Here is a 20,692-nt window from a genome sequence, read left to right as displayed (position 1 = left end):
GATAAGTTTGAAAAGGGAGTATGTTGCATAACTAAAAAGAAAAGTATCTGTATTTGATATTTTGATAAATATAAAAAATCTTGTTTGTCAATACGTCTAATAGGGAAAATGCTTACTATTTAGGAATGTGATATTACTATTCAGGCTAGTATAAATCAGTATACTAGAATTCTTGTTATAAAAAGTTAGCACCATCAGGAAAGACAATGACTGTACGTATTCAAAAAGGCAAGCTAGCGATTGCTAAAGAACTTTATGATTTCATCGAAAATGAAGCTTTACCAGGGACTGGTTTAGAGAGTGAAACTTACTGGAAAAACTTCGAGCAAGTCGTTGTCGACCTTAGCCCAAAGAACAAGGCATTATTGGCTAAGCGTGATGATCTTCAAGCGAAGATTGATGAATGGCATCGTAATAATAAATTTGAACTTAATGCTTATAAAGCATTCTTGACCGAAATTGGTTATCTGGTACCTGAAGTTGCAGACTTCAAAGTCAGCACTGAAAACGTAGATGAAGAAATTGCTTTACTTGCAGGCCCACAATTGGTGGTACCTGTACGTAATGCACGTTACTGCCTAAACGCAGCCAATGCGCGTTGGGGTTCTTTATATGATGCGCTTTACGGTACAGATGTCATCTCTGAAGAAGGTGGCGCAGAAAAAGGTAAGGGCTATAACCCGGTACGTGGTGACAAGGTTATCGCTTTTGCTAAGGACTTCTTAAACCAGACTTTCCCATTGGCACAAGGTTCACATGCAGATGCAACCCAATATGCGGTGGTCAACAACGCTTTGGCCGTGACTTTAAAAGATGGTTCAACCACTGCTTTGGCGCATCCATCTCAATTTGTTGGCTTTAATGGCGATGCTGCGGCTCCTGCAGAAATCGTTTTATTAAATAATGGCTTGCACGTAATCATTGAGATTGATGCAAATAGCCCTGTAGGTAAAACTGATGCTGCTGGTGTCAAAGACTTAACCCTTGAAGCTGCTGTAACTACGATTCAGGATTTGGAAGACTCGGTTGCTGCGGTCGATGCAGAAGAGAAAGTTGAAGGCTACCGTAACTGGTTAGGTTTGATGAAAGGTGACTTGCAAGAGTCAATCGAGAAAAATGGTAAAACCATTACCCGTGCCTTAAATAAAGACCGTACCGTTCAAAACCTGATTGGTGGTACAACCACTTTACATGGTCGTTCATTGATGTTGCTCCGTAATGTTGGACATTTGATGACAAACCCTGCGATCCTTGTAGATGGCGAAGAAGTGTTTGAAGGCATCATGGATGCATTAATCACGCCGTTACTTACCGTTGCGGATATTCGTGGTCAAAACGAGAATAAAAACTCTCGTAAAGGCTCAATGTATATCGTTAAGCCTAAAATGCATGGTCCAGAAGAAGTTGCGTTTGCCGTTGAATTGTTTGAACGTGCTGAACAAGCGATTGGTTTACCAGAAAAATCGCTCAAAATCGGGATCATGGACGAAGAGCGCCGTACCTCAGTCAACCTGAAGAACTGTATTGCTGCTGCAAAAGACCGCACCATCTTCATCAACACGGGCTTTATGGACCGTACGGGTGATGAAATCCATACCTCTATGGAAGCTGCACCAGTTGTTCGTAAAGAAGCAGTTAAAACACAAAAATGGATTGCTGCTTACGAAAACCGTAACGTTGCCATTGGTTTGGCATGTGGTTTACAAGGTAAAGCGCAAATTGGTAAAGGCATGTGGCCAAAACCTGACAGCATGAAAGATATGTTGGCGACTAAAACTGCGCATCCAAATGCAGGTGCATCGTGTGCATGGGTTCCATCTCCAACAGGTGCGGTACTTCATGCCTTGCATTATCACCAGATCAATGTAAAAGCACGCCAAGACGAATTGGCTGCTGAAAACATGTTGTCTTTAGATGACTTGTTAACACCGCCGTTTGCAGCAGAAACCAACTGGACTGCAGAAGAGTTAAACAACGAACTTGAAAATAACTGTCAAGGTATCTTGGGTTATGTGGTTCGCTGGGTAGATTTAGGTGTTGGCTGTTCTAAAGTGCCAGACATCAATAACGTTGGCTTGATGGAAGACCGAGCAACATTACGTATTTCATCTCAACACGTTGCAAACTGGTTGCGTCACGGGATCGTAACGCGTGAACAGGTTGAAGAAGTGCTTAAGCGCATGGCTGTGATTGTAGACCAGCAAAATGCCAATGATGCACTTTATACGCCAATGGCACCTAACTTCGATGGTATTGCATTCCAGGCAGCGTCTGACCTGATCTTCAAAGGTGCAGAGCAGCCATCGGGTTATACAGAGCCATTACTCCACGCAGCGCGTTTAAAATTAAAAGGTTATACCGGTGATTAATTTCATCTGAATAAAGAAGCCTCTTCGGAGGCTTTTTTTATAGCTGCGATTCAGAAAAACGAGGTATCTGCTTGCTTTGTTTGGGTGAGGATCAAATATTGTTAAAAACAGGATTAAACAGATTAGCGCTGAAATATTTGTTATAATTAGCGTAGTTTGATCATTTAGCCGAATCATAGCGATGTCACAAATTCTAAAATTAGATGCTTTAAAACAGGCGCAGGTTTCAACTACGCCATATCCTTACTTTGTGGTGGAAAATTCAATTGTAGACAGTGAAGTAAAAGCTGTGATTCAGGATTTTCCAAAGATTGAACAAGGTGGAAGCTATAACATTGAAGATGTTGAAATTAAGCCTAATTTTGATCGTTTCTTAAAATCATTAGATACCAAAGAATTTCGCCAGATTTTAACTGAAAAATTTGATGTGGATGTAATGGAACATCCGATGATGATCACGTTACGTGGTTATTCACGTCAAAAAGATGGCCGGATTCACTCGGATTCAAAAACCAAACTGCTGACTATCCTGATTTATTTAAATGAATCTTGGGATGCGCCTACAGGTCGTCTACGTATCTTGAATGATGAAAAGAACATGGATGACTATGTGGCTGAGATTGATGCGGGTCCAGGGACATTAGTTGCCTTTAAAGTCACTGATAATGGCTGGCATGGCTATGTTCCTTATGAAGGACAACGTCAATCAATCCAGATTAACTTTTTAACCAGCGATAAAGCCAATGCCAAGCATCGCTTTATTCATGGCTTAAGTGCAAAAATGAAAAAATTATTTGGATAAATTTTTTCCATAAAAAGGGAGGTGAATAAACCTCCTTTTTTTAACTTTAAATTTTGCGAATTACACCCATATAACAGTCATGTGTGCCAATTTTAAACCCTTGACCATTGAACAGGCTCTGCAGTTGGGCTTGCCTCCGATTCCATTCGAATATGTGGAAGAGGTCTATCCGAGCTATAAAACCCCGTTGCTATTTAAATCGGACCACGGCTATGAATGGCGTGAGGTGTTATTTGGCTTGGTACCAAAATGGTCGGAAGATACCAATATTTCCAAGCATACCTATAATGCCCGACATGAAACACTGTTTCAAAAACCGAGTTTTCTGGAAGCTGCCTCCAAATGTAAGTTCGGCGTCATTCCAGTCACCGAGTTTTATGAAAGTAAATATATTGACAATAAGCCGCAACGTTGGGCAGTCCGTCGCAAAGATGGAAAAGCTTTCTTCATCGCAGCGTTGTATGAGATCCGCAAACTGAATGATCAGGTGATCCGTTCGGCTACCATGCTGACCATGGACGCTATAGACCACCCGATGATGAAGGATTTCCATGAACCGGGTGATGTTAAACGATCGGTAGTGGTGATCCCGCATGAGCGCTTAGATGAATGGTTAAGCTTAAAACAACCTCATCAGCTGTATGAGTTTATGCAAGGTTTTCCGGTGGAAGAGTTTGAGTGCCTACATGTACCAAAGGCAAAAATAGAAAAAGTCACACCACAATTAAATATGTTTGATTTTTAATTTTCAAATCAAAAAAAAGGCTTCCTGATGAAGCCTTTTTTATCATTGTATTAACGTGCGAGATTTTTAAACATATGTCGCAGGATTTCCATGGTCTTCTCGATTTGTAATGGTGTCAAACCGTCAAAAGACTGTTCCAGGATTATGGCGGTCAGATCATTGATTTTGGTAATCATTTCCTGACCTTTTTCAGTCAGATGAACACGGGTAATACGTCCATCTTCCTTGCACGAATAAGTATCAATATAGCCTTCATCTTTGAGGCGGTACACGATCTTGGTTGTGGTCGACATTTTTGAAATGACCATTTCGGAAAGTTCAGACACACTGGCATGAGGTTTGACGTGCAAGGCAATCAGAATACGGCGACGTGAATTGTCTAGACCATACTTTTTCAGTACATTATCGATGTTTTGGACATACTGAGCATTTACTTGAGAAATCCAGTAAAAAGGGAAGTCTTCCAGATTAAATGAATCGGCTGTAGGTAAAAAACGCGCATATTTTTTTGGCATTACTTATTTCCTATGCTTGCACAAGGAGCTAATCCAATTTAGCTCTAAGATTCCATGAAATGTCTACAATTTGCCTGTTAACAAAAATCCCTTTCCTGATTTTTTTAACATTCCATTTTTAACATCTTTGTCCAAAGATAATTTTTAAATTATCTTTGTTCTGAATAGAGAAGTCATCATAAAAGTCACATAAATCAGCTATTAAAGATGAACTATCCAGTCGTCTGACCCCTAACGGGATTCTACAGTTTTACAGCTGTGCTGGACTATAGAATATTTGTATTGTAGAAAAAAAATACGAATTTTGACGTGACATTTTTATAAAAATTTCTGTCTAAAATGTCATAAATATACAAAATCAATATATTTATAAAATAAATAAAGCTTAAATAAATAGTAAATACATAAGTTTGCTTTGAACAATTGGTTAAAATGTGACTTGTGAAATCTTTTTTAAAAGATGAATAAATACATTCTTTGTCACACTTTTCTCGTAAATTTATAAAAAGATGCTTAGAACGATCAGGTTGTTTTATTTTTTTAGAAATGGCACATAAAAAAACGCATCTCAACAGGATTACAGGTTGAGATGCGCAAAGCAGAACAGGCAATGAACTTAAACCTTTTTAACCGTCCAGATTAAATCCGTAATTCACTTTCCAATATTGGCCAGATCTTTTGATGTGATTTCTTGAACATCAGCATGTGTCCAATCCGCTTATAACCGAGCTGTTGCGGATTCAGTTCAATTAATTTGGTCTGTGCATTCGGATACAAACGAAGTAAATCTTTGACATTGCTGTGCGTGGCAATTTCATCATCGGTTGCCCAGAACGATGTGATAGGGCATTGAATTTGCTGATGATAATCTTCAAAAATAGTTTTACCTATGGCATTCATGACATAACCGGGCTTACTACAAAACTCAGCCCATTGCTTTGCAACGTTTTTAGGCAGGTTTTCACCCATCCCGATAAATTGAGTTGCGCCATAACCTTTAACAAGGCTCGAAACCGGGAAAATGACATTGAACATCACAGGGGCAAGTACTTTGGTTTTACCTTTGAGGCCTTTGACATGACCTGTTGAGCCGGCAATTGCTAATACTTTGGCAACCTTGTGATAATTTGATGCGATGCCAAGCAGTTGTCCTCCGGCACTATGGCCAACAATAATGACTTTTTCCGCTTGTGTACGATTCAACAATGCCTCAATTGCAGCAGGAATATCATACATTCCCCAGTCATTAATGCTTGCTGTTGAGTCTTTTAATGCACCATGTAAGGATTCCCCAATTCCACGGAAATCAAAACTCAATACTGGATAACCTTGTTGATTCAACCATTGGGCAAATGCATGATAAAAATTTTTGGTGATACCAGTCGCTGGGCAGATTAGAATCGGGTAGGACTTATCGGAATTGAGTGCTGGATAGAATTGAGCAGCAAGTTGATAACCATCCTTGCAACTGATCCAGAAAGATTCAACGCTATTCATGGAAACGATACTCTTATGTATATATAGGATTACTTTACATAAGTTCCAAAAAGAAACCTGTTTAAAAAATGACTTAAAAGTCAAACTTTATGTTATATAACCGTATAAAACAAAGTATAGGAAAACTGGAAAGAACATGTATGTATTAAATACAGCAACGCAATTGGCTATTGTATTCAGTGGTATTTTTCTTTGGGTGGGGATGGTAACCGGGGTCTGGAAGTATTATCAGATCAGACAGTCTGAACTGGCCAGAGCACACTATTATGTGGATATCGCTCATCGGAGTAGTCTGCTATATGCATCTGCAAGCCTGATTTTAGCTGCACTTAGCTATTTCACGGTTTTATCTGATCAGCTTGTTTTATTCTGTGTGGTTGCAAACTTATTCTTTTTTGCGATGTCGATTTTGATTTATATCTTGCATGGTGTATTAAAGGACACCACCAATCAGTTTAAGCAACCGCATAAAGTAGGGCAGTTGAATTTGCCAGCATGGTGCATGTCGTTGATGATGTTAGCTTTAATTATTGTCGAGTTAGGCGCTACAACAGTGTTGTTATGTGGAACAATAGCGAAGTTTTTAAATTAAAAAAAATGGATGATTACTCATCCATTCTCCCTAGAGAATTTTTTTGGCGTGCTACGCTTAACTGTCGAAACTTTCGATCGACGATCGCCCACATACAAAAGGCAACAGAGACAATCAATGCATATGCAAAATATTCAGGTTTTAAATTACCTTTAATTGTGCCTTGAAATAACAACGTGACCATTAAGGCGAGCGTTGTGGTTGCATATACTACTGTATCATTTGCCTTCAGAGCGTTAATGAAGACTTGCTTGTTGAAATGTATTGATAACATCTCCATCCCTCCTTGTTGTGACGACAAAACCATGCGTTTTTGTCTGAATTGTTTTTTAAGTTGTACTGGTATTTTCTGAGCATTTCAAGAGCAAAAAGGGGGATTTTGAAAATAAATTTTTGAATGTATTGATTTATAAAGGTTTAAAGTATTTTTTATATTAATTTATGGTATTTTTTAGTTAAATATTGGTCGATATTTTTACAATATGAAATATTTATAAGGGGTATATAAAGTGAGTGATATCACTTTATCGTAAAATATCTACTATCACCACATCAATGTAAATAAGTAATTTTTATGCTTGCCTGATCAAAAAAGAAAGATTTGTCGTAAACAAAAAATGAACATTGGATAAAAGAACATTTTTTGTATAGCTAAAATCATGTTTGGGTAAAACATCATTTTAACGACAAATCATTTTACTTTTTCTGAGCCATTGCCCGGTCAATCACAATCGCAATTACCAGAACAGCCAAGGATGGGAGTAACCATGCAAGGTTTTGTTCATTTAAAGGTAAGTGCTGAATAAATGCTGGAAGTTGTGCGGTAAAGCCGGCAGCTTTAATTGCTTCAACAATACCGAACAGGAACGCAATAGCGGTAACTGATCCAACCACAATAGAAGGATTATTCCAACGCTGCCAGAAAAAGCTGAGCATGATCACAACAATTGCTGGTGGGTAAATGGCACTCAGTACAGGTACAGAGAAGGCAATCAGCTTGGTTAAACCCAGATTGGAAATTAATAACGAGAAGCCAGTCAGAATGAAAACAAGCAATTTATAAGATAAACCGGTCAATTCATTGAAATATTCTGCACAAGCACAGGTCAGGCCAATTGCAGTCACCATACAGGCAAGGAAAATCAGACAGGTGAGGAAGTAAGAACCGTAATCACCAAACGCATGCTGTACATAAGCATGAAGGATGATGGCACCATTGGCTGCATCAGGTGCAACTTCGTGACTGCCTAAACCCAGTTTAAATAAGCTGATATAGACCAGGGTAAGTCCTACACCGGCAATCAAACTTGCGATAATGGCATATTTGGTAATGAGCTTGGTATCTGTGACACCGCGAGATTGAATTGCCTGAATAATAACAATACCGAATACCAACGCACCTAAGGTATCCATGGTGAGGTAACCACTAACGAAGCCTTCAGATACCGGACTACTGATATAATTATTCACTGCGGGTGAAATCAGACCGGTTGGAATAGCAAAAGCGGCAATCCCTAAAATGGCAAGGGCAATGATTTTTAAAGGTGCCAGCACATGGCCTACAGTATCGAGCAATTTGTTGGGATACAGCGAAACTGCAGTCACAAAAGCAAAATAAACAATACTATAGATAAAGAGGCTGCTATCTGAAGTACCAAAATAAGGTGCAAAGCCAATTTCATAAGAAACGGTTGCTGTACGGGGTGTCGCGAATAGCGGTCCTACAGTCAGGTAGCAAGCAATGGTAAGCAGTAAGCTAAAGAAACGGCCAAGTGGCGAACTGATGATTTCGATCGAGCCTTTCATGCGAGATAAAGCCATGATCGTAATTACAGGTAAACCAACTGCAGTAATTAAGAAACCGAAAGCGGCCAGCCAGACATGTTCACCAGCCTGCTGCGCAACGATAGGAGGAAAGATAATATTGCCTGCGCCAATAAATAACGCAAAGGTCATAAACCCTAAAGCAATGATATCTCCTGTACGAAGTTGATTCATAAAGAGGGAGGCATAAAATAAAAGTGCAAATTTTAGAATAAAAAAGCGTTCTTTTGAAACTAATTTATGTGAAAATTGTCTGTTTTTTGACTAAAAAGAAATTATGAAAATCATATAATTAGCTATGGTAAAGCTAATGCATTGAAAAGGTTTTTAAAACTCATAAAATAAAAAGTGCTGATGTCTTTTTTCAATCAGCACAATCGAAATTAAATGTAAAATAAAAGTACGCTTTTAGTCTTAAAAAGATTGAAGATTTTCATGCAAGGGCGTACAACTATTGAAATACTTTATGCAGCCCTCATATCTTTTGCTTGCATGTGAAATTAATCTGATAGATGAATAAGGAAAATCTCGAATGAGAGCTTCTACTGTGACCATTAAAACTGAACAAGATCTTGAGAAATTAAGAATCTCAGGTCGTTTGGCGGCACAAGTGTTAGAAATGATCGGTGCGTATATTAAACCGGGTGTTTCAACTGAATATTTAGATGATATCTGCAATGATTATATTGTGAATACCTTGCAGGTGATTCCAGCCAATGTTGGCTATCACGGTTTTACCAAGACGACCTGTATTTCTGTGAATGAAGAAGTATGTCATGCGATTCCTTCTGCCAAAAAGATTTTGCAAGACGGTGACATCTTGAATATCGACGTTGCCGTGATTAAAGATGGCTATTTCGGTGATACCAGCCGCATGTATTTTGTCGGTCAACCAAGCCCTGAGGCCAAGAAACTGGTCGAAACCACTTATGCAGCCATGTTGGCAGGCATTCATACGGTCAAACCGGGTGCAACATTAGGTGATATTGGGCATGCAATCCAGACCGTTGCCCAAAATGCAGGCTATAGCATTGTTCGAGAATATTGTGGGCATGGTATTGGCCGTATCTATCATGAACAGCCCAATATTTTACATTATGGACAAAAGGGCCAGGGCATGATTCTGAAAAAGGGCATGGTCTTTACCATTGAGCCGATGGTCAATGCAGGCAAACCTCATGTCAAAGAGCTAAACGATGGCTGGACAGTGGTCACCAAAGATAAGTCACTGTCGGCGCAATGGGAACATATGGTTGCGGTAACGGATGATGGTTTTGAATTACTTACTCCGTGGCCGGAAGGTACAGGGCACTATCCAGCCGTTTGATTATTATTGTGATGTCGAAAAGGCTCGGAAATTAACCGGGCCTTTTCTTTGTTGAGCATTGTGTAAGCTGCTCAACCAGATAGTCGATAAAGACACGTACAGCGGGTAACAAGCCACGACGGGATGGATAGACGGCATGGAAAATACCATGTGGAGCGGTCCACTCTGGTAGTACGGTCACCAGCTGTCCTGTTTTAACAAAGTCTTGTGCAATACTGTCCGGTAATAAGGCAATTCCACAATTTTGTGTTGCCAGCTCGGCCAGCATCAAAAGATTCGAGCCCATAATGACCGGGTTGACCTTAATCTTTTTCTGCTGCTGATCTGGACCCGTTAACAGAAATTGCTGATCAAGATGATCTTCAGCCATGCTGATAATTCGATGTTCAGGGAGCTGTTCTGGTGTAGTGAGATTGCCAAATTCATTTAAATAGGCCTGGCTGGCAAAAAGCCGTTGTTCAATCGCTTCAAATTGTCTGAGCACCAGATTCGGATCATCATCCAGTTTAGAGCGCACCCGTAAGGCCAGATCAATACCTTCATTAATCACGTCTACACGGCGATTGCTCACCATCATCTGAACACGTACTTCAGGATATTTTTTCAAGAAAGCTGGCAGGATTTTTGCCATCTGGTTCTGGGCAATGTCGACCGGCACACTGACTTTGATCACACCACGCGGCTGGCTACTTAAATGATTGACCACATCATGCGCTGCTTGCGCCGCATTCATCATGACTTGTGCATGGCGGTATACATCCATCCCGATATCGGTCACGGCGAAATGACGCGAACTACGCTGAATCAGACGTACGCCAAGTTGCTCTTCGAGGTTGTATACCCGACGACTGAGTTTAGATTTAGGAATATCGGTTGCACGTTCTGCTGCACTAAAACCGCCGTGTTCAACCACCAGCGCAAAGCAATAAAAATCATCTAAATCCGTTAGCATTACGCTATAAACTCCAGCTTATTGTGTTCAGGTTAAAACAGTATAAATGTAATTATTAAACATTTTGGGATAATAAGATATCTCGAACCTGTTGATATTGTTTCAATCGTTCAAAATCTTTCATTGTCGGAGACTGAATCCGTGATAAGTCCATATTGTCGGTGAGATCAGCCAGTTTCACAATACGTGCAATCGGATTCTGTACCGTGCGCTGCGCAGCCTGTATACGGGATTCGCCTTGCTGTTTTGTCAGGGCAATAATCGCTTCGATTAGATGCATGGGAAAACCAAGCGCATATAGCTCATCCGTCGTGGTGGCGGTATCCTCTAAAATATCGTGTAAAACGGCAACGATTTTGTGCTCAATATCCGGCATGTTGAGCATCACTCTCAAGGGATGCAGAATGTAGGGGGCATCGGCTTTATCTACTTGGCCTGCATGCCGCTGTGCTGCAAGAGAAATCGCCCGTTCAAGTGTTGCCATGATTGAAATCCTCTCATTCAAAGTATAGACGATAGATTCAGGCATCATATTCTTTTAAACTGGATCAAATTTTTGATGCTCTATTATTATGTCCTATCAACTTATTCATATTGCCGATGCAACTCAAAATATTACGTGCCCGTTTTGTCAGCATGCTGTTTTAGACTGGGAACAGGAACAGTATATCCAACCTTGTGAACATACCTTATTTATGGCCATGGACTTAGGCTTTGAATTTATCGCCGATCGTTTCGACGAGGTTTTGTCACAATCGGTTGATGAAATTCATGAAGATCCGAATATGAATATTTTCGCCACGGTGAGTCAGGCAAATTATCCTGAAATGAAAATTTTTAAAGCCGATTTGGGGGTAGAAGGTATGTTCCGCTATGTAGGCTTTAGTCAAAACTAAACAACTCCCAATAAAAAAGCCAATCATGTGATTGGCTTTTTGCTTTACAGCTTATGCTTCAGGCGCTGGGCTGTACTGTTCAACCAATGGCTTTAACTCACCATTCTGGAACATTTCAAGCATAATATCGCTACCGCCAATCAACTCGCCATTGACCCAAAGTTGTGGGAAAGTAGGCCAGTTTGCAATTTGCGGCAAAGTTGCACGAATATCTTGATTTTCCAAGATATTTACGTAGGCAAATGGACGACCAATTTGGCTAAGTGCTTCTACTGCACGAGCAGAAAAACCACATTGCGGGAATTGTGGAGTGCCTTTCATGTAAAGTAAAACAGGGTGTTTCGCAATTTGATCACGAATTAACGCTACTGTATCACGCGCTTGTTCCGTCATAGATAGGATCCTCTACTAATCTTTCTGCATTATACCTAAAAAAAAGCGTGGCGGAGGATTGCAAAAGATTTTTCTTGTATAAAAGTGACTTTAAGCTTTCAATCTATGCAAGTTTTTGCTTATATAACTTTTTCCACTACAACTACTGATAGATTGAGTTTGTTATGACTAATATCACTCTTGCTCCCGTGCAACCTGATCAACCCACACATCTTATGGCGACCTATGGTCGTCAGGCGATCAGCTTTGTACGAGGGCGAGGGGCGCATTTATATACCGCAGATGGAACCGAGTATTTAGATGCATTAACCGGGATTGCGGTATGTGGATTAGGGCATGCCCATCCGGTAATTGCTGAGGCGATCGCTGAACAGGCTGCAACTCTGGTTCACACCAGTAATTTATTTGAAATTCCCTGGCAAACTGCGGCAGCACAAAAACTTGCTGAAGTTTCTGGAATGCAGGAAATCTTCTTCTCCAATAGTGGGGCGGAATCCAATGAAGGCGCAATTAAAATTGCGCGTAAGTTCGGATCGCAACAAGGGATTGCTAATCCTAAAATTTTAGTGGCAGAACAATCTTTCCATGGCCGTACACTTGCAACCTTATCTGCAACAGGTAACAAGAAAGTACAGGAAGGTTTTGCTCCCTTGGTAGATGGCTTTGTTCGTGTGCCATTTGGTGATGTTGAAGCAATTCAGGAAGCAGCCATTCATCATCCTGACATTGTGGCAATCCTGATCGAACCCATTCAAGGCGAAGGTGGGGTAAATACTGCACCACAAGGTTTTAGCTACCTGGAAGAGGTACGTGCTTTATGTAATCAACACAACTGGTTGATGATGCTAGATGAGATACAGACAGGGAATGGCCGTACCGGTAAATATTTTGCCTATCAGCATACCAATATCATTCCTGATGTCATGACCACGGCAAAAGGTTTGGGGAATGGCTTTCCTGTAGGTGCTGTGATGACCCAAGGTAAAGCGGTAGGCTTGCTTGGTGCAGGCAGTCATGGTTCAACCTATGGCGGTACGGTATTGGGATCACGTGTGGTTTACACGGTGCTGGATACACTGGAAAAAGAGAATGCTGTTGAAAATGCGGCAACCGTAGGGGCGTATATTGTTGATCAGTTAAGAGCGCAATTGGCGGATCATCATGTTCAGGTGCGTGGTTTCGGAATGATGATCGGGATCCAATTGCCAAAAGACTGTGCCGAGCTGGTTGCTATTGCACGTGATCAATATCAGTTGATTATTAATGTGACTGCAGGTTCTGTGGTGCGTTTACTACCACCTTTGAATATGACTCAAGCACAAGCAGATGAATTGCTTAAACGTCTGGTACCTGCCATCCAGAATTTTCTTAAAGCTTAAGTAGCTAATATTCATAAAAAAAGGGCAATTCATTTGCCCTTTTTTTATGTTTGATTAAAATCAACCAGAAATATATTGTTGTAACTGTTCAATCAGAATACGTTGATCGTCCATCGCTGCTTTTACCAGATCTCCAATCGAGATAAAGCCCACCAGCTTTTCCTGATCCAGTACTGGCAGATGACGTAAGTGTCGATCGGTCATGAGTTGTAAACATTCTTCTACGGTATGATTCAGGCTGACCGAGATCACTTTTGAGGTCATAATATCTGCAACAGGCGTATTATTGGAAGAACGTTCCATCAGGGCAATTTTGCGGGTGTAGTCACGTTCGGAAAAAATGCCAACGACTTTTTCATCTTCAGCAACAACCAAGGCACCAACACCTTTCTCGGCCATGATCTTAATTGCTTCAAGTACAGTCGCATTGGGTGAAATCGTAAAAATGGATTGTACTGCTTTATTCTTGATGACTTGAGCAACGATTGTCATTGTTTATCCACCTGTGTTGTATTGTCGTTTTCATTTAACTTAACGGTATTTTTTTTAATTGCAAAGCGCTAATTTCATTCCAATGATAACTTTTGCGCATAAATGTTCAAAAAGTCATCATTGGTCTGCAGGTATGTTTTAAGCAGGTATGACCGCTTCGCGTGGCATAAAAAAGAAATGCTGCATTTGCTGGGTTGAAAGCTTAAATTTGCGGTGTGATGAGTTGAATAATGCAGGTTCAACCTGTAAACGGGTTAAGGTGGGAAGCAAGGACTCATGAAAGTCCTTGGGGGTAATTTTCCGTGGCGTGTAGTGTTTCCAGTTGGCCTTGGCATAACGATGGGCTTGAACCCCATTGAGCCAGAAAGGGAAGACATGACCGTCCTGATCTGATTTGATTGCCCAACCTTGATGGTAAAGGCCCCAAAGTGCACCACAGTACATCATTGTTTTTAGAATTGAAATTTTAATCATCAACTCTCGTGAAACCGGCTGAAAATGGTTAAAGCGATACATGTTATTGAACTAATATTCTTAAACTTATGGCTCATTATAAGAAATCTAGATGTCATTTATGTTTAACAATTGACTAAAATCGTAAGCAAATATTGTAGTTGCTTAGATAATTGCTTGGTAAGTTCTTTGAATTTGTAAGCTAAGGCGTTGGATAAATTAGAATTATTGTGTTTTTAGTAATCAGGAAATTTGATCTGGGTAGCTTAATGTTTTAATGCAGTACGAATGGATAAGTAGAGATCATTTTATAAATTATAATTTAACAGGCATTAAAAAAACGCCACCTGAGCAAATCAAAGCGATAAAAGCTTTGATATAGCGCAAGGACGTTTCTTTAAGCTTGAAGGGTTGCCATCTTCTGCCAATACTGGGCTTTTAAGGAATCTCGTTCTACTCGGAAGCCTTGATAATACAATTCTGCTAAAAATAGTGCCGCTTTGCCGTGGCCTGCTTTAGCAACTTCCTCAAGCTCTTTTACTGCATCTTGGAAGTTTTTTTGCGATTGAATTGTATTGACCGCATTTGCATATAGATGCTCTAGTTCATGGTGTGTAACATGTTGAATCATATAATAACTCCTTATTTTAATTATGATTACCGCAAATTCTATCCAAAGTTATACTACTTCGAATTTAAGCTACTTTAACTTAGAATTATTAAAGTAATATGACAAATTGATGGAATTGTCAAATATATTCAGCAATTTTGCGTAAATAAAAGCTTACACGATTAAACATTTACCACAAATAATTTTAAGTAGAATCAAAGTGAGAATAAGAGAAAAGGAGAATAACATGTCAAATGTCATTGATGGTGTGAATGTTGATGTTCCACCATTAGAAAGCCAGATCATTGCGCTAGCGCATCATCACCGTAAATTACTGGATGAAGCGATCTTTCATCAGGAAATTCATTTAGGTGACTATTGTCTGGCACAACGCAAACGTGTGTATGACTTTGCCAGCCATTTAAGTCCTGAGCAGAAAGACCGTTTTTATAAAATTTATGATGGCGAGCTGAGGAATATTGCAGACGATGACGATTTACATCCCGCTGATGCAGAAAGTGGAGTCGGCATGTTTGCGATTTTCATTGTCTTGGTGATGATCGCATTTATCCTGTACTTTGCTTTTGTACGTTCGCTGGTCAGTTAATCACCGCTAAAGTTATTTGCACGTTCAATAGGTTGTGGAATTGTGACTTATTGAACGTGGTACTTGTCCTAAGCGAATCAGAGACATACACTACCTCTAATTCGAGGTAGGTTATGTTGTCTATACTTTCTAAACATAAATTGATGCAATCCAGAGTAGGATTCAAACTCGACCAATTTTATAATATTTTGGTCGCTATTATTATTTTGTCCATTTTTATACTTGCGTATAACGCATTATTACGTCCAGTCAGTTCATTGCAATATCAGCAAGTGGTGCAGTTTGCTCATCAGGCCAGCCATCCGCGGACCCAGCATATGGCCATTGAGGTGTTAGAGCAGACTCCCATTCGCCGTATTAATTATTTAAAATTATTAAATGCTTATCAATTTGAATCGAACCGGATTAAACAATATCCAGCGATGGCAAAAGAAGATGAGTGAGTTTTAAGCGACTCATTTCCATTATAAATGAATGCATTGCCTTATTCGGGAAAAGGATAGCAATTTATGCTAGACTGGCCCCATTTTAAAAGCTGCTTTACTTTCAAGGAATCGACATGCAACAGCAATCGAATATGCAAAATAAATTCTTGATAAATGCTGATATCGGCGATGATGATGTCACCTTACCAAGTTTACCTGCTGTCGATGTTCCCATTATAGAGCCAGCGGTACAAAAGCCAGTAGAGCCAGCTGTTACTGCTGCGGTAGAACCTGTTGCACCAGTGGTTGAAGAAGAAGCCAAATCAACAGGTTTCTTTGGTCGTATGAAAGATGGATTGACCAAACCCCGCCGTAGTTTTACGGATGGTATGGTCAACATTCTGATTGGCGGTAAAGAAATTGATGATGAGCTCTTGGAAGAAGTTGAAGAGCAGCTTTTAGTGGCAGATATTGGTGTGGATGCGACCAAAACCATTATTGCGAATCTGACTGAACGTACTGCGCGTGGAGATTTAATTTACTCACATGCTTTATACAAGGCACTACAGGAAGAATTGGTTGCTTTATTGGCACCCCGTGTTAAACCGCTACATATTGATCCGAATAAATCACCGTATGTGATTTTGATGGTGGGTGTAAATGGCGTAGGCAAAACCACAACCATCGGTAAACTGGCCAAGCGTTTACAGGGTGAAGGCAAGAAAGTCATGCTGGCTGCGGGTGATACCTTCCGTGCAGCCGCAACAGAACAATTGCAAATCTGGGGTGAGCGTAATGACATTCCAGTCGTTGCACAGGGCCATGGCGCTGACAGTGCGTCGGTGATCTTTGATGCATTTGAAAGTGCACGCGCCAAAGGTATTGATGTTTTGATTGCAGATACCGCTGGGCGTTTGCAAAACAAAGCTAACCTGATGGAAGAGTTGAAAAAAGTAAAACGTGTCATGCAAAAGATCGATGCAACCGCACCGCATGAAATCATGCTGATTGTAGATGCGGGCACCGGTCAAAATGCGATTAATCAGGTACAGCTGTTTGACGAGGCTGTTGGTCTCACCGGTATCACCATTACCAAACTGGATGGCACAGCAAAAGGTGGCGTCTTGTTCAATATTGCAAGCCGTACTCATGTGCCGATTCGCTATATTGGTGTAGGTGAGAAGATTGATGATTTACGTCCATTCTCAGCGAAATCATTCGTTGCTGCGTTATTTGAAACAGATAAATAAATCGTTTTTTATATGTAATAGAAGCCGAGTTTTCGGCTTTTATTTTGTTTAAAAATAAGCGGTTAAAAAACACACGAATAATTTAAAAAAGAGCCTTTAACATGAATTTTTTATTAAAACCTTTAGCCTTTATTATGTTAACCAGTCTGTTAGGTACAAGTCCGGTGTTGGCCTTAGGGGTGACTGATGCCATAAACACACTCACCCAAAATGCTGAACAAGGCGATAGTGAAGCACAATATTCTTTAGCGACGATGTATGCAGATGGCGACGGAGTTGAACAAGATAATGCTAAAGCAGTACATTGGTATCTTATGGCCGCAGATCAAGGAAATGTAAATGCTCAGAATAATTTAGCCTGGATGTATGAAAATGGCAAAGGGATCGCACAGGATCATAAAAAGGCTTTTGAGTGGTATCAACGTGCAGCCCATCAAGGAGATAGCAATGCACAATATAATCTGGGGGTGATGTATGCGCATGGGCGAGGTGTGCAGAAAGATAATAATAAAGCCCATCAATGGTATTTTAAGGCAGCCGAACAGGGAGATCTGGATGCACAGCATTATTTAAGGATGTCTTATTTACTCAAGCAACTCGATCAAGCAGGACAGAAGAAATACAAAATGATTTCAAAAGACTGGGTGATTCCTGTGGTTGAGGCAGAAGAAGCGAGCGCAGAAGCGGATTAATGCAACAGGATTTTAATTGTTTCAAAAATAAAACGATCTGTCATGTTTTTTAGACTATTCCTAAAAAATATGTCGTTATACACTACATTCAATCCAAGATAACGCCTCAGGGCACAAGGTAGGAATAACAACATGAGCAACTTCTTAAATAGTATTAAATCACGTCGTACAATTTATGCAATTGGTAAAAACCTGACCGTAGACCAAGCCACAATTGAAGAAACGATCCGTGAAGCTGTAAAACAAAGCCCATCATCATTTAACTCACAAACTTCTCGTGTTGTGACTTTATATGGTGAATCTCATACTAAGTTCTGGGAAATCGTACGTGAAACATTACGTAAAATGGTTCCAGCAGAAGCTTTCGCCAATACAAGTGCGAAAATTGATAGCTTTGCAGCAGGCTTTGGTACAGCGTTATTCTATGAAGACCAAGATGTTGTGAAAGGTTTACAAGAACAATTTGCGTTATATGCAGATAACTTCCCAGTATGGTCAGAACATTCAAGTGCGATTGCACAGTTTGCCACTTGGACTGCTTTATCTGAAATTGGTGTTGGTGCGTCATTACAACATTACAATCCAATTATTGATGCTGAAGTTGCAGAAACATTTGATATTCCTGCGAACTGGAAATTACGCGCTCAGTTGGTATTCGGCTCTATCGAAGCTGCTGCGGGTGAAAAAACATATATGGATGATGCAGCACGTTTCAAAACTTTTAACTAAGTAAAGACTGCGCAGTAAAAAGAGCACTCAAGGTGCTCTTTTTTTGTTTGCATAAAATATGCAGATTGCATTTATCTTGTATATCCCAATGGGATAGCCTAGACATCATTTATACGTGAAGTAAGAGGTCTAACAGTTAAAATGAAGGACAGGACATTACCTGCTGAATGTATGACTAAATGAAGCTTGTCTTGAATAAACACAATCAATTTACAGGGAAATGCTTTTGGTTGTGCCCAATTGTTCCGATTCACCTGTGACCGAAGCTTTAGCCAGTTTAAAAAGGGTCGCTATCTTACCTGAACCTTTCCAGTATTGGGCTCCATTACAGTTCACACGAAGCAGTTGAATGTCAGGATCGGTCTTACCCTGTTCAAAGAATGCCTCATAAGCCGAAGACCATATTTCATCCAGCTTTGCAGGGTCATTTACACACTCAGCCACACCATTAATCGAGACGTAGTCATTATTTGATATATTGCTATAACCCAAATTGACTTGACTATTTTGAGGAATACTTTTTACAAGCTCAGAACTTTTAGAGCCTAAAAACCAGACCACTCCATCAAAATCAGTATCCTGTGTGGTCATTGGTGCTGAATGCAAATGACCTTTTTCAGAAATAAACGTGATCATGGCAAATTTAATACCTTTAAGTAGCTGATTTAATTCTTGATATTCACTATTCAGGTTGTTCATGACGAAATTCTCCTAAAGTTTGTTTTTTCAATATCCCTGAAAATAAAAGGGTTAAGGGTTTCGGTTTGTGCGCTATTTGTTTTATCCAGCTAGAAATGCTGTTTTCCTGTTAATGAAATTATTAAAAAATATTTAAATCGAATGATCTCAATTCTTTTAGAAAAATGGCTTAAAACGTGTCAAAAGATAATTAAGCCCATGAGAGCTGAGCTTGGGCACAAACATCAACGCGTGAATTAATTCCCTTGAAAAGTATGAGAGTGGGAAGCTGGAATTGCTGAACTCTGCTCATTTTTATAACTGGTTATGATTTGCGGATTTAATTATAAGTTTTTGTTTTATAATGCTAAATTTGAAATAATTATGTGAAAAGTGTAAAATATACACTTGTCTTTATTTGTTTTTTTAACGGGTGGCTTTTTTGAAAAAAATACTAATTCTTTCTATAAGTACGGTTGCTTCTGGTTCGGTGTTTAGTGCTGATGATTTATTGGCTAAGCCTCAGTCTATATTGGTGTTGAAGAAAGAGGACACCCAATTGGAGCTCAAAAACGATCAGCAGGTCGATTTTTTTGAGTCATTGAAACAGCAAGAACAGGATCAGATCAATCAGCGCACTCAAGATTTAGAGAATTTACACGAAATTCAAGCAAATACCGCTAACATGAGTCCGCATGATAGAGCCCAGTATTATCTGGAGCATAGACATTATGGGGCTTTAGATGCGCATGGAAATGGTCAGCAACTCAGTTCATTAGAAAAAGCCCGTAATAGAGGAGTAATTTCAAATCGGGACTATCAACAGAAAATTGTAAAATACAATCCTTCGCCTATAGCGCATCGAAGCGACCAGCTTAAATTAACGATTCCTATCGGAGATTAAAAAGTTCCCCTTGTCTTAAAAGATGGGGTAGACAGTTTATTGAACTACCCACATCTTTGCTATCTAAGAAGCGAACTCTCATGTCGTAGAATATCGCTATTTTTATAGGCGGATTAATGTACTATTGATAAATAAGCTGATGAAAAGATCAGTTCTCATGCGTGGCTGATCTCGTTGAGAATCAAGTTTGCATAGGTGAAATTATTTTATAAAAGCAGTGCAGGTGAGCTGAAGGTTGAATCAATTATTTTTTACTATTTGGTTAAAAATCTAACTTTTTGTGCTACTTTAATTTACTTTTCAAGGGGTTGAAAAGTATGAATATTATCAAATTTTTAAAAAGCTTTAATACAACGGGATTTTATCTAACACTGGCAAGTATTGTGTTGCTGATGTTGATTGTATATTTTTATTTTATTAACCCCAATTAAATATCAAAGTCTGTCTTTAGCCACCTGTGGGTGGTTTTTTATGCTGGATATCTTTTGATTTAGATATAATTACACAGTTTTATTTACCTATTGACAACAATTGAAACATTCTAATTGCAAACTTATCGTA

24 protein-coding genes are annotated in these 20,692 nt (G+C 39.6%); 13 read left to right on the top strand and 11 right to left on the bottom strand.

Annotated features, from left to right (window positions below):
* The first annotated feature begins 206 nt into the window (after positions 1-206).
* The 3 genes from J699_RS15640 (at position 207) to J699_RS15650 (ending at position 3,916) form a co-directional block, all read left to right on the top strand.
* Positions 207-2,369: a malate synthase G gene (locus tag J699_RS15640; RefSeq protein WP_009512736.1), complete on the top strand. Its 2,163-nt coding sequence runs from the start codon at positions 207-209 to the stop codon at positions 2,367-2,369.
* 181 nt (positions 2,370-2,550) lie between these two features.
* On the top strand, positions 2,551-3,171 hold the full coding sequence (locus J699_RS15645) for a 2OG-Fe(II) oxygenase (RefSeq protein ID WP_005230781.1): 621 nt from the start codon (positions 2,551-2,553) through the stop codon (positions 3,169-3,171).
* A gap of 79 nt (positions 3,172-3,250) precedes the next feature.
* Positions 3,251-3,916 (top strand): SOS response-associated peptidase, encoded by a 666-nt coding sequence (locus J699_RS15650; RefSeq protein WP_005230780.1) that lies wholly within the window; start codon positions 3,251-3,253, stop codon positions 3,914-3,916.
* A gap of 50 nt (positions 3,917-3,966) precedes the next feature.
* Here the strand turns inward: J699_RS15650 and J699_RS15655 are convergent, their stop codons facing one another.
* Positions 3,967-4,431, bottom strand: coding sequence for a MarR family winged helix-turn-helix transcriptional regulator (locus J699_RS15655; protein ID WP_005230779.1), 465 nt, complete (start codon positions 4,429-4,431; stop codon positions 3,967-3,969).
* Between the two features lie 639 nt (positions 4,432-5,070).
* Positions 5,071-5,928 carry an alpha/beta fold hydrolase gene (locus J699_RS15660; RefSeq protein ID WP_032869439.1) on the bottom strand — a complete coding sequence of 286 codons (858 nt, stop codon included), beginning with the start codon at positions 5,926-5,928 and terminating at the stop codon, positions 5,071-5,073.
* 136 nt (positions 5,929-6,064) lie between these two features.
* On the opposite strand from J699_RS15660, the gene J699_RS15665 reads away from it, so the two are divergent.
* Positions 6,065-6,520, top strand: a complete 456-nt coding sequence (locus J699_RS15665; RefSeq protein ID WP_032869442.1) for a hypothetical protein — start codon at positions 6,065-6,067, stop codon at positions 6,518-6,520.
* Positions 6,521-6,533: 13 nt separating this feature from the next.
* Here J699_RS15665 and J699_RS0218375 read toward each other — a convergent pair whose 3' ends face one another.
* On the bottom strand, positions 6,534-6,794 hold the full coding sequence (locus tag J699_RS0218375) for a hypothetical protein (RefSeq protein ID WP_005230776.1): 261 nt from the start codon (positions 6,792-6,794) through the stop codon (positions 6,534-6,536).
* A gap of 422 nt (positions 6,795-7,216) precedes the next feature.
* A complete protein-coding gene (brnQ, locus tag J699_RS15670) occupies positions 7,217-8,518 on the bottom strand; it encodes a branched-chain amino acid transport system II carrier protein (protein ID WP_032869444.1) in 1,302 nt (433 codons plus the stop codon).
* Between the two features lie 358 nt (positions 8,519-8,876).
* Between brnQ and map the strand changes: the two genes are divergently transcribed.
* Positions 8,877-9,671: a type I methionyl aminopeptidase gene (gene map / locus J699_RS15675; RefSeq protein WP_032869446.1), complete on the top strand. Its 795-nt coding sequence runs from the start codon at positions 8,877-8,879 to the stop codon at positions 9,669-9,671.
* A 31-nt stretch (positions 9,672-9,702) separates the two neighbouring features.
* Here map and J699_RS15680 read toward each other — a convergent pair whose 3' ends face one another.
* Positions 9,703-10,623 (bottom strand): LysR family transcriptional regulator, encoded by a 921-nt coding sequence (locus J699_RS15680; RefSeq protein ID WP_005230772.1) that lies wholly within the window; start codon positions 10,621-10,623, stop codon positions 9,703-9,705.
* Between the two features lie 55 nt (positions 10,624-10,678).
* On the bottom strand, positions 10,679-11,107 hold the full coding sequence (locus J699_RS15685) for a guanosine-3',5'-bis(diphosphate) 3'-pyrophosphohydrolase (RefSeq protein WP_032869447.1): 429 nt from the start codon (positions 11,105-11,107) through the stop codon (positions 10,679-10,681).
* An 88-nt stretch (positions 11,108-11,195) separates the two neighbouring features.
* Between J699_RS15685 and J699_RS15690 the strand changes: the two genes are divergently transcribed.
* Entirely contained in the window at positions 11,196-11,519 is a 324-nt protein-coding gene (locus J699_RS15690) for a hypothetical protein (protein WP_032869449.1), read from the top strand.
* A 51-nt stretch (positions 11,520-11,570) separates the two neighbouring features.
* On the opposite strand, the gene grxD is transcribed toward J699_RS15690, so the two are convergent.
* A complete protein-coding gene (grxD, locus tag J699_RS15695) occupies positions 11,571-11,912 on the bottom strand; it encodes a Grx4 family monothiol glutaredoxin (protein ID WP_004772459.1) in 342 nt (113 codons plus the stop codon).
* 164 nt (positions 11,913-12,076) lie between these two features.
* Between grxD and J699_RS15700 the strand changes: the two genes are divergently transcribed.
* The gene (locus J699_RS15700; protein WP_032869451.1) at positions 12,077-13,291 is read left to right on the top strand and encodes an aspartate aminotransferase family protein; all 1,215 of its coding nucleotides are present in this window, start codon (positions 12,077-12,079) and stop codon (positions 13,289-13,291) included.
* A 60-nt stretch (positions 13,292-13,351) separates the two neighbouring features.
* Here the strand turns inward: J699_RS15700 and J699_RS15705 are convergent, their stop codons facing one another.
* From J699_RS15705 to J699_RS15715, 3 genes are all read right to left on the bottom strand, one after another.
* Positions 13,352-13,783 (bottom strand): CBS domain-containing protein, encoded by a 432-nt coding sequence (locus J699_RS15705; RefSeq protein ID WP_005230768.1) that lies wholly within the window; start codon positions 13,781-13,783, stop codon positions 13,352-13,354.
* Between the two features lie 138 nt (positions 13,784-13,921).
* Entirely contained in the window at positions 13,922-14,299 is a 378-nt protein-coding gene (locus J699_RS15710) for a DUF2750 domain-containing protein (protein WP_009512710.1), read from the bottom strand.
* 334 nt (positions 14,300-14,633) lie between these two features.
* The gene (locus tag J699_RS15715; RefSeq protein ID WP_005230766.1) at positions 14,634-14,867 is read right to left on the bottom strand and encodes a hypothetical protein; all 234 of its coding nucleotides are present in this window, start codon (positions 14,865-14,867) and stop codon (positions 14,634-14,636) included.
* 226 nt (positions 14,868-15,093) lie between these two features.
* On the opposite strand from J699_RS15715, the gene J699_RS15720 reads away from it, so the two are divergent.
* The 5 genes from J699_RS15720 (at position 15,094) to J699_RS15740 (ending at position 18,549) form a co-directional block, all read left to right on the top strand.
* Positions 15,094-15,453: a hypothetical protein gene (locus J699_RS15720; RefSeq protein WP_005286172.1), complete on the top strand. Its 360-nt coding sequence runs from the start codon at positions 15,094-15,096 to the stop codon at positions 15,451-15,453.
* Positions 15,454-15,566: 113 nt separating this feature from the next.
* Positions 15,567-15,896 carry a hypothetical protein gene (locus J699_RS15725; RefSeq protein ID WP_005230763.1) on the top strand — a complete coding sequence of 110 codons (330 nt, stop codon included), beginning with the start codon at positions 15,567-15,569 and terminating at the stop codon, positions 15,894-15,896.
* Between the two features lie 116 nt (positions 15,897-16,012).
* A complete protein-coding gene (gene ftsY, locus J699_RS15730) occupies positions 16,013-17,128 on the top strand; it encodes a signal recognition particle-docking protein FtsY (RefSeq protein WP_032882693.1) in 1,116 nt (371 codons plus the stop codon).
* A gap of 101 nt (positions 17,129-17,229) precedes the next feature.
* Positions 17,230-17,820 carry a tetratricopeptide repeat protein gene (locus J699_RS15735; RefSeq protein ID WP_032869453.1) on the top strand — a complete coding sequence of 197 codons (591 nt, stop codon included), beginning with the start codon at positions 17,230-17,232 and terminating at the stop codon, positions 17,818-17,820.
* Positions 17,821-17,952: 132 nt separating this feature from the next.
* Positions 17,953-18,549: a nitroreductase family protein gene (locus tag J699_RS15740; RefSeq protein ID WP_005230755.1), complete on the top strand. Its 597-nt coding sequence runs from the start codon at positions 17,953-17,955 to the stop codon at positions 18,547-18,549.
* 210 nt (positions 18,550-18,759) lie between these two features.
* Here J699_RS15740 and J699_RS15745 read toward each other — a convergent pair whose 3' ends face one another.
* Complete coding sequence (locus tag J699_RS15745; protein WP_032869455.1) at positions 18,760-19,248, bottom strand: pyridoxamine 5'-phosphate oxidase family protein; 489 nt, start codon at positions 19,246-19,248, stop codon at positions 18,760-18,762.
* 421 nt (positions 19,249-19,669) lie between these two features.
* Here J699_RS15745 and J699_RS15750 point away from each other — a divergent pair, with 421 nt between their 5' ends.
* Complete coding sequence (locus J699_RS15750; protein ID WP_032869761.1) at positions 19,670-20,131, top strand: hypothetical protein; 462 nt, start codon at positions 19,670-19,672, stop codon at positions 20,129-20,131.
* The last annotated feature ends 561 nt before the right edge of the window (positions 20,132-20,692 follow it).

This window comes from Acinetobacter sp. 1000160 (assembly GCF_000588715.1).
Lineage (GTDB): Bacteria > Pseudomonadota > Gammaproteobacteria > Pseudomonadales > Moraxellaceae > Acinetobacter > Acinetobacter courvalinii.
The sequence above is the reverse complement of the archived record's forward strand: the minus strand, read 5'-3'. Positions and strand labels throughout refer to the sequence as shown.

Excerpts from the sequence above, each read along its gene's own strand:
- J699_RS15685 (WP_032869447.1), bottom strand. The coding sequence starts at position 11,107 with ATGGCAACACTTGAACGGGCGATTTCTCTTGCAGCACAGCGGCATGCA.
- J699_RS15645 (WP_005230781.1), top strand. The coding sequence starts at position 2,551 with ATGTCACAAATTCTAAAATTAGATGCTTTAAAACAGGCGCAGGTTTCA.
- map (WP_032869446.1), top strand. The coding sequence starts at position 8,877 with ATGAGAGCTTCTACTGTGACCATTAAAACTGAACAAGATCTTGAGAAA.
- J699_RS0218375 (WP_005230776.1), bottom strand. The coding sequence starts at position 6,794 with ATGTTATCAATACATTTCAACAAGCAAGTCTTCATTAACGCTCTGAAG.
- J699_RS15640 (WP_009512736.1), top strand. The coding sequence starts at position 207 with ATGACTGTACGTATTCAAAAAGGCAAGCTAGCGATTGCTAAAGAACTT.
- ftsY (WP_032882693.1), top strand. The coding sequence starts at position 16,013 with ATGCAACAGCAATCGAATATGCAAAATAAATTCTTGATAAATGCTGAT.
- J699_RS15680 (WP_005230772.1), bottom strand. The coding sequence starts at position 10,623 with ATGCTAACGGATTTAGATGATTTTTATTGCTTTGCGCTGGTGGTTGAA.
- J699_RS15720 (WP_005286172.1), top strand. The coding sequence starts at position 15,094 with ATGTCAAATGTCATTGATGGTGTGAATGTTGATGTTCCACCATTAGAA.
- grxD (WP_004772459.1), bottom strand. The coding sequence starts at position 11,912 with ATGACGGAACAAGCGCGTGATACAGTAGCGTTAATTCGTGATCAAATT.
- J699_RS15660 (WP_032869439.1), bottom strand. The coding sequence starts at position 5,928 with ATGAATAGCGTTGAATCTTTCTGGATCAGTTGCAAGGATGGTTATCAA.
- J699_RS15710 (WP_009512710.1), bottom strand. The coding sequence starts at position 14,299 with ATGTATCGCTTTAACCATTTTCAGCCGGTTTCACGAGAGTTGATGATT.
- J699_RS15740 (WP_005230755.1), top strand. The coding sequence starts at position 17,953 with ATGAGCAACTTCTTAAATAGTATTAAATCACGTCGTACAATTTATGCA.
- J699_RS15745 (WP_032869455.1), bottom strand. The coding sequence starts at position 19,248 with ATGAACAACCTGAATAGTGAATATCAAGAATTAAATCAGCTACTTAAA.
- J699_RS15655 (WP_005230779.1), bottom strand. The coding sequence starts at position 4,431 with ATGCCAAAAAAATATGCGCGTTTTTTACCTACAGCCGATTCATTTAAT.
- J699_RS15705 (WP_005230768.1), bottom strand. The coding sequence starts at position 13,783 with ATGACAATCGTTGCTCAAGTCATCAAGAATAAAGCAGTACAATCCATT.
- brnQ (WP_032869444.1), bottom strand. The coding sequence starts at position 8,518 with ATGAATCAACTTCGTACAGGAGATATCATTGCTTTAGGGTTTATGACC.
- J699_RS15715 (WP_005230766.1), bottom strand. The coding sequence starts at position 14,867 with ATGATTCAACATGTTACACACCATGAACTAGAGCATCTATATGCAAAT.
- J699_RS15725 (WP_005230763.1), top strand. The coding sequence starts at position 15,567 with ATGTTGTCTATACTTTCTAAACATAAATTGATGCAATCCAGAGTAGGA.
- J699_RS15650 (WP_005230780.1), top strand. The coding sequence starts at position 3,251 with ATGTGTGCCAATTTTAAACCCTTGACCATTGAACAGGCTCTGCAGTTG.
- J699_RS15700 (WP_032869451.1), top strand. The coding sequence starts at position 12,077 with ATGACTAATATCACTCTTGCTCCCGTGCAACCTGATCAACCCACACAT.
- J699_RS15735 (WP_032869453.1), top strand. The coding sequence starts at position 17,230 with ATGAATTTTTTATTAAAACCTTTAGCCTTTATTATGTTAACCAGTCTG.
- J699_RS15665 (WP_032869442.1), top strand. The coding sequence starts at position 6,065 with ATGTATGTATTAAATACAGCAACGCAATTGGCTATTGTATTCAGTGGT.
- J699_RS15690 (WP_032869449.1), top strand. The coding sequence starts at position 11,196 with ATGTCCTATCAACTTATTCATATTGCCGATGCAACTCAAAATATTACG.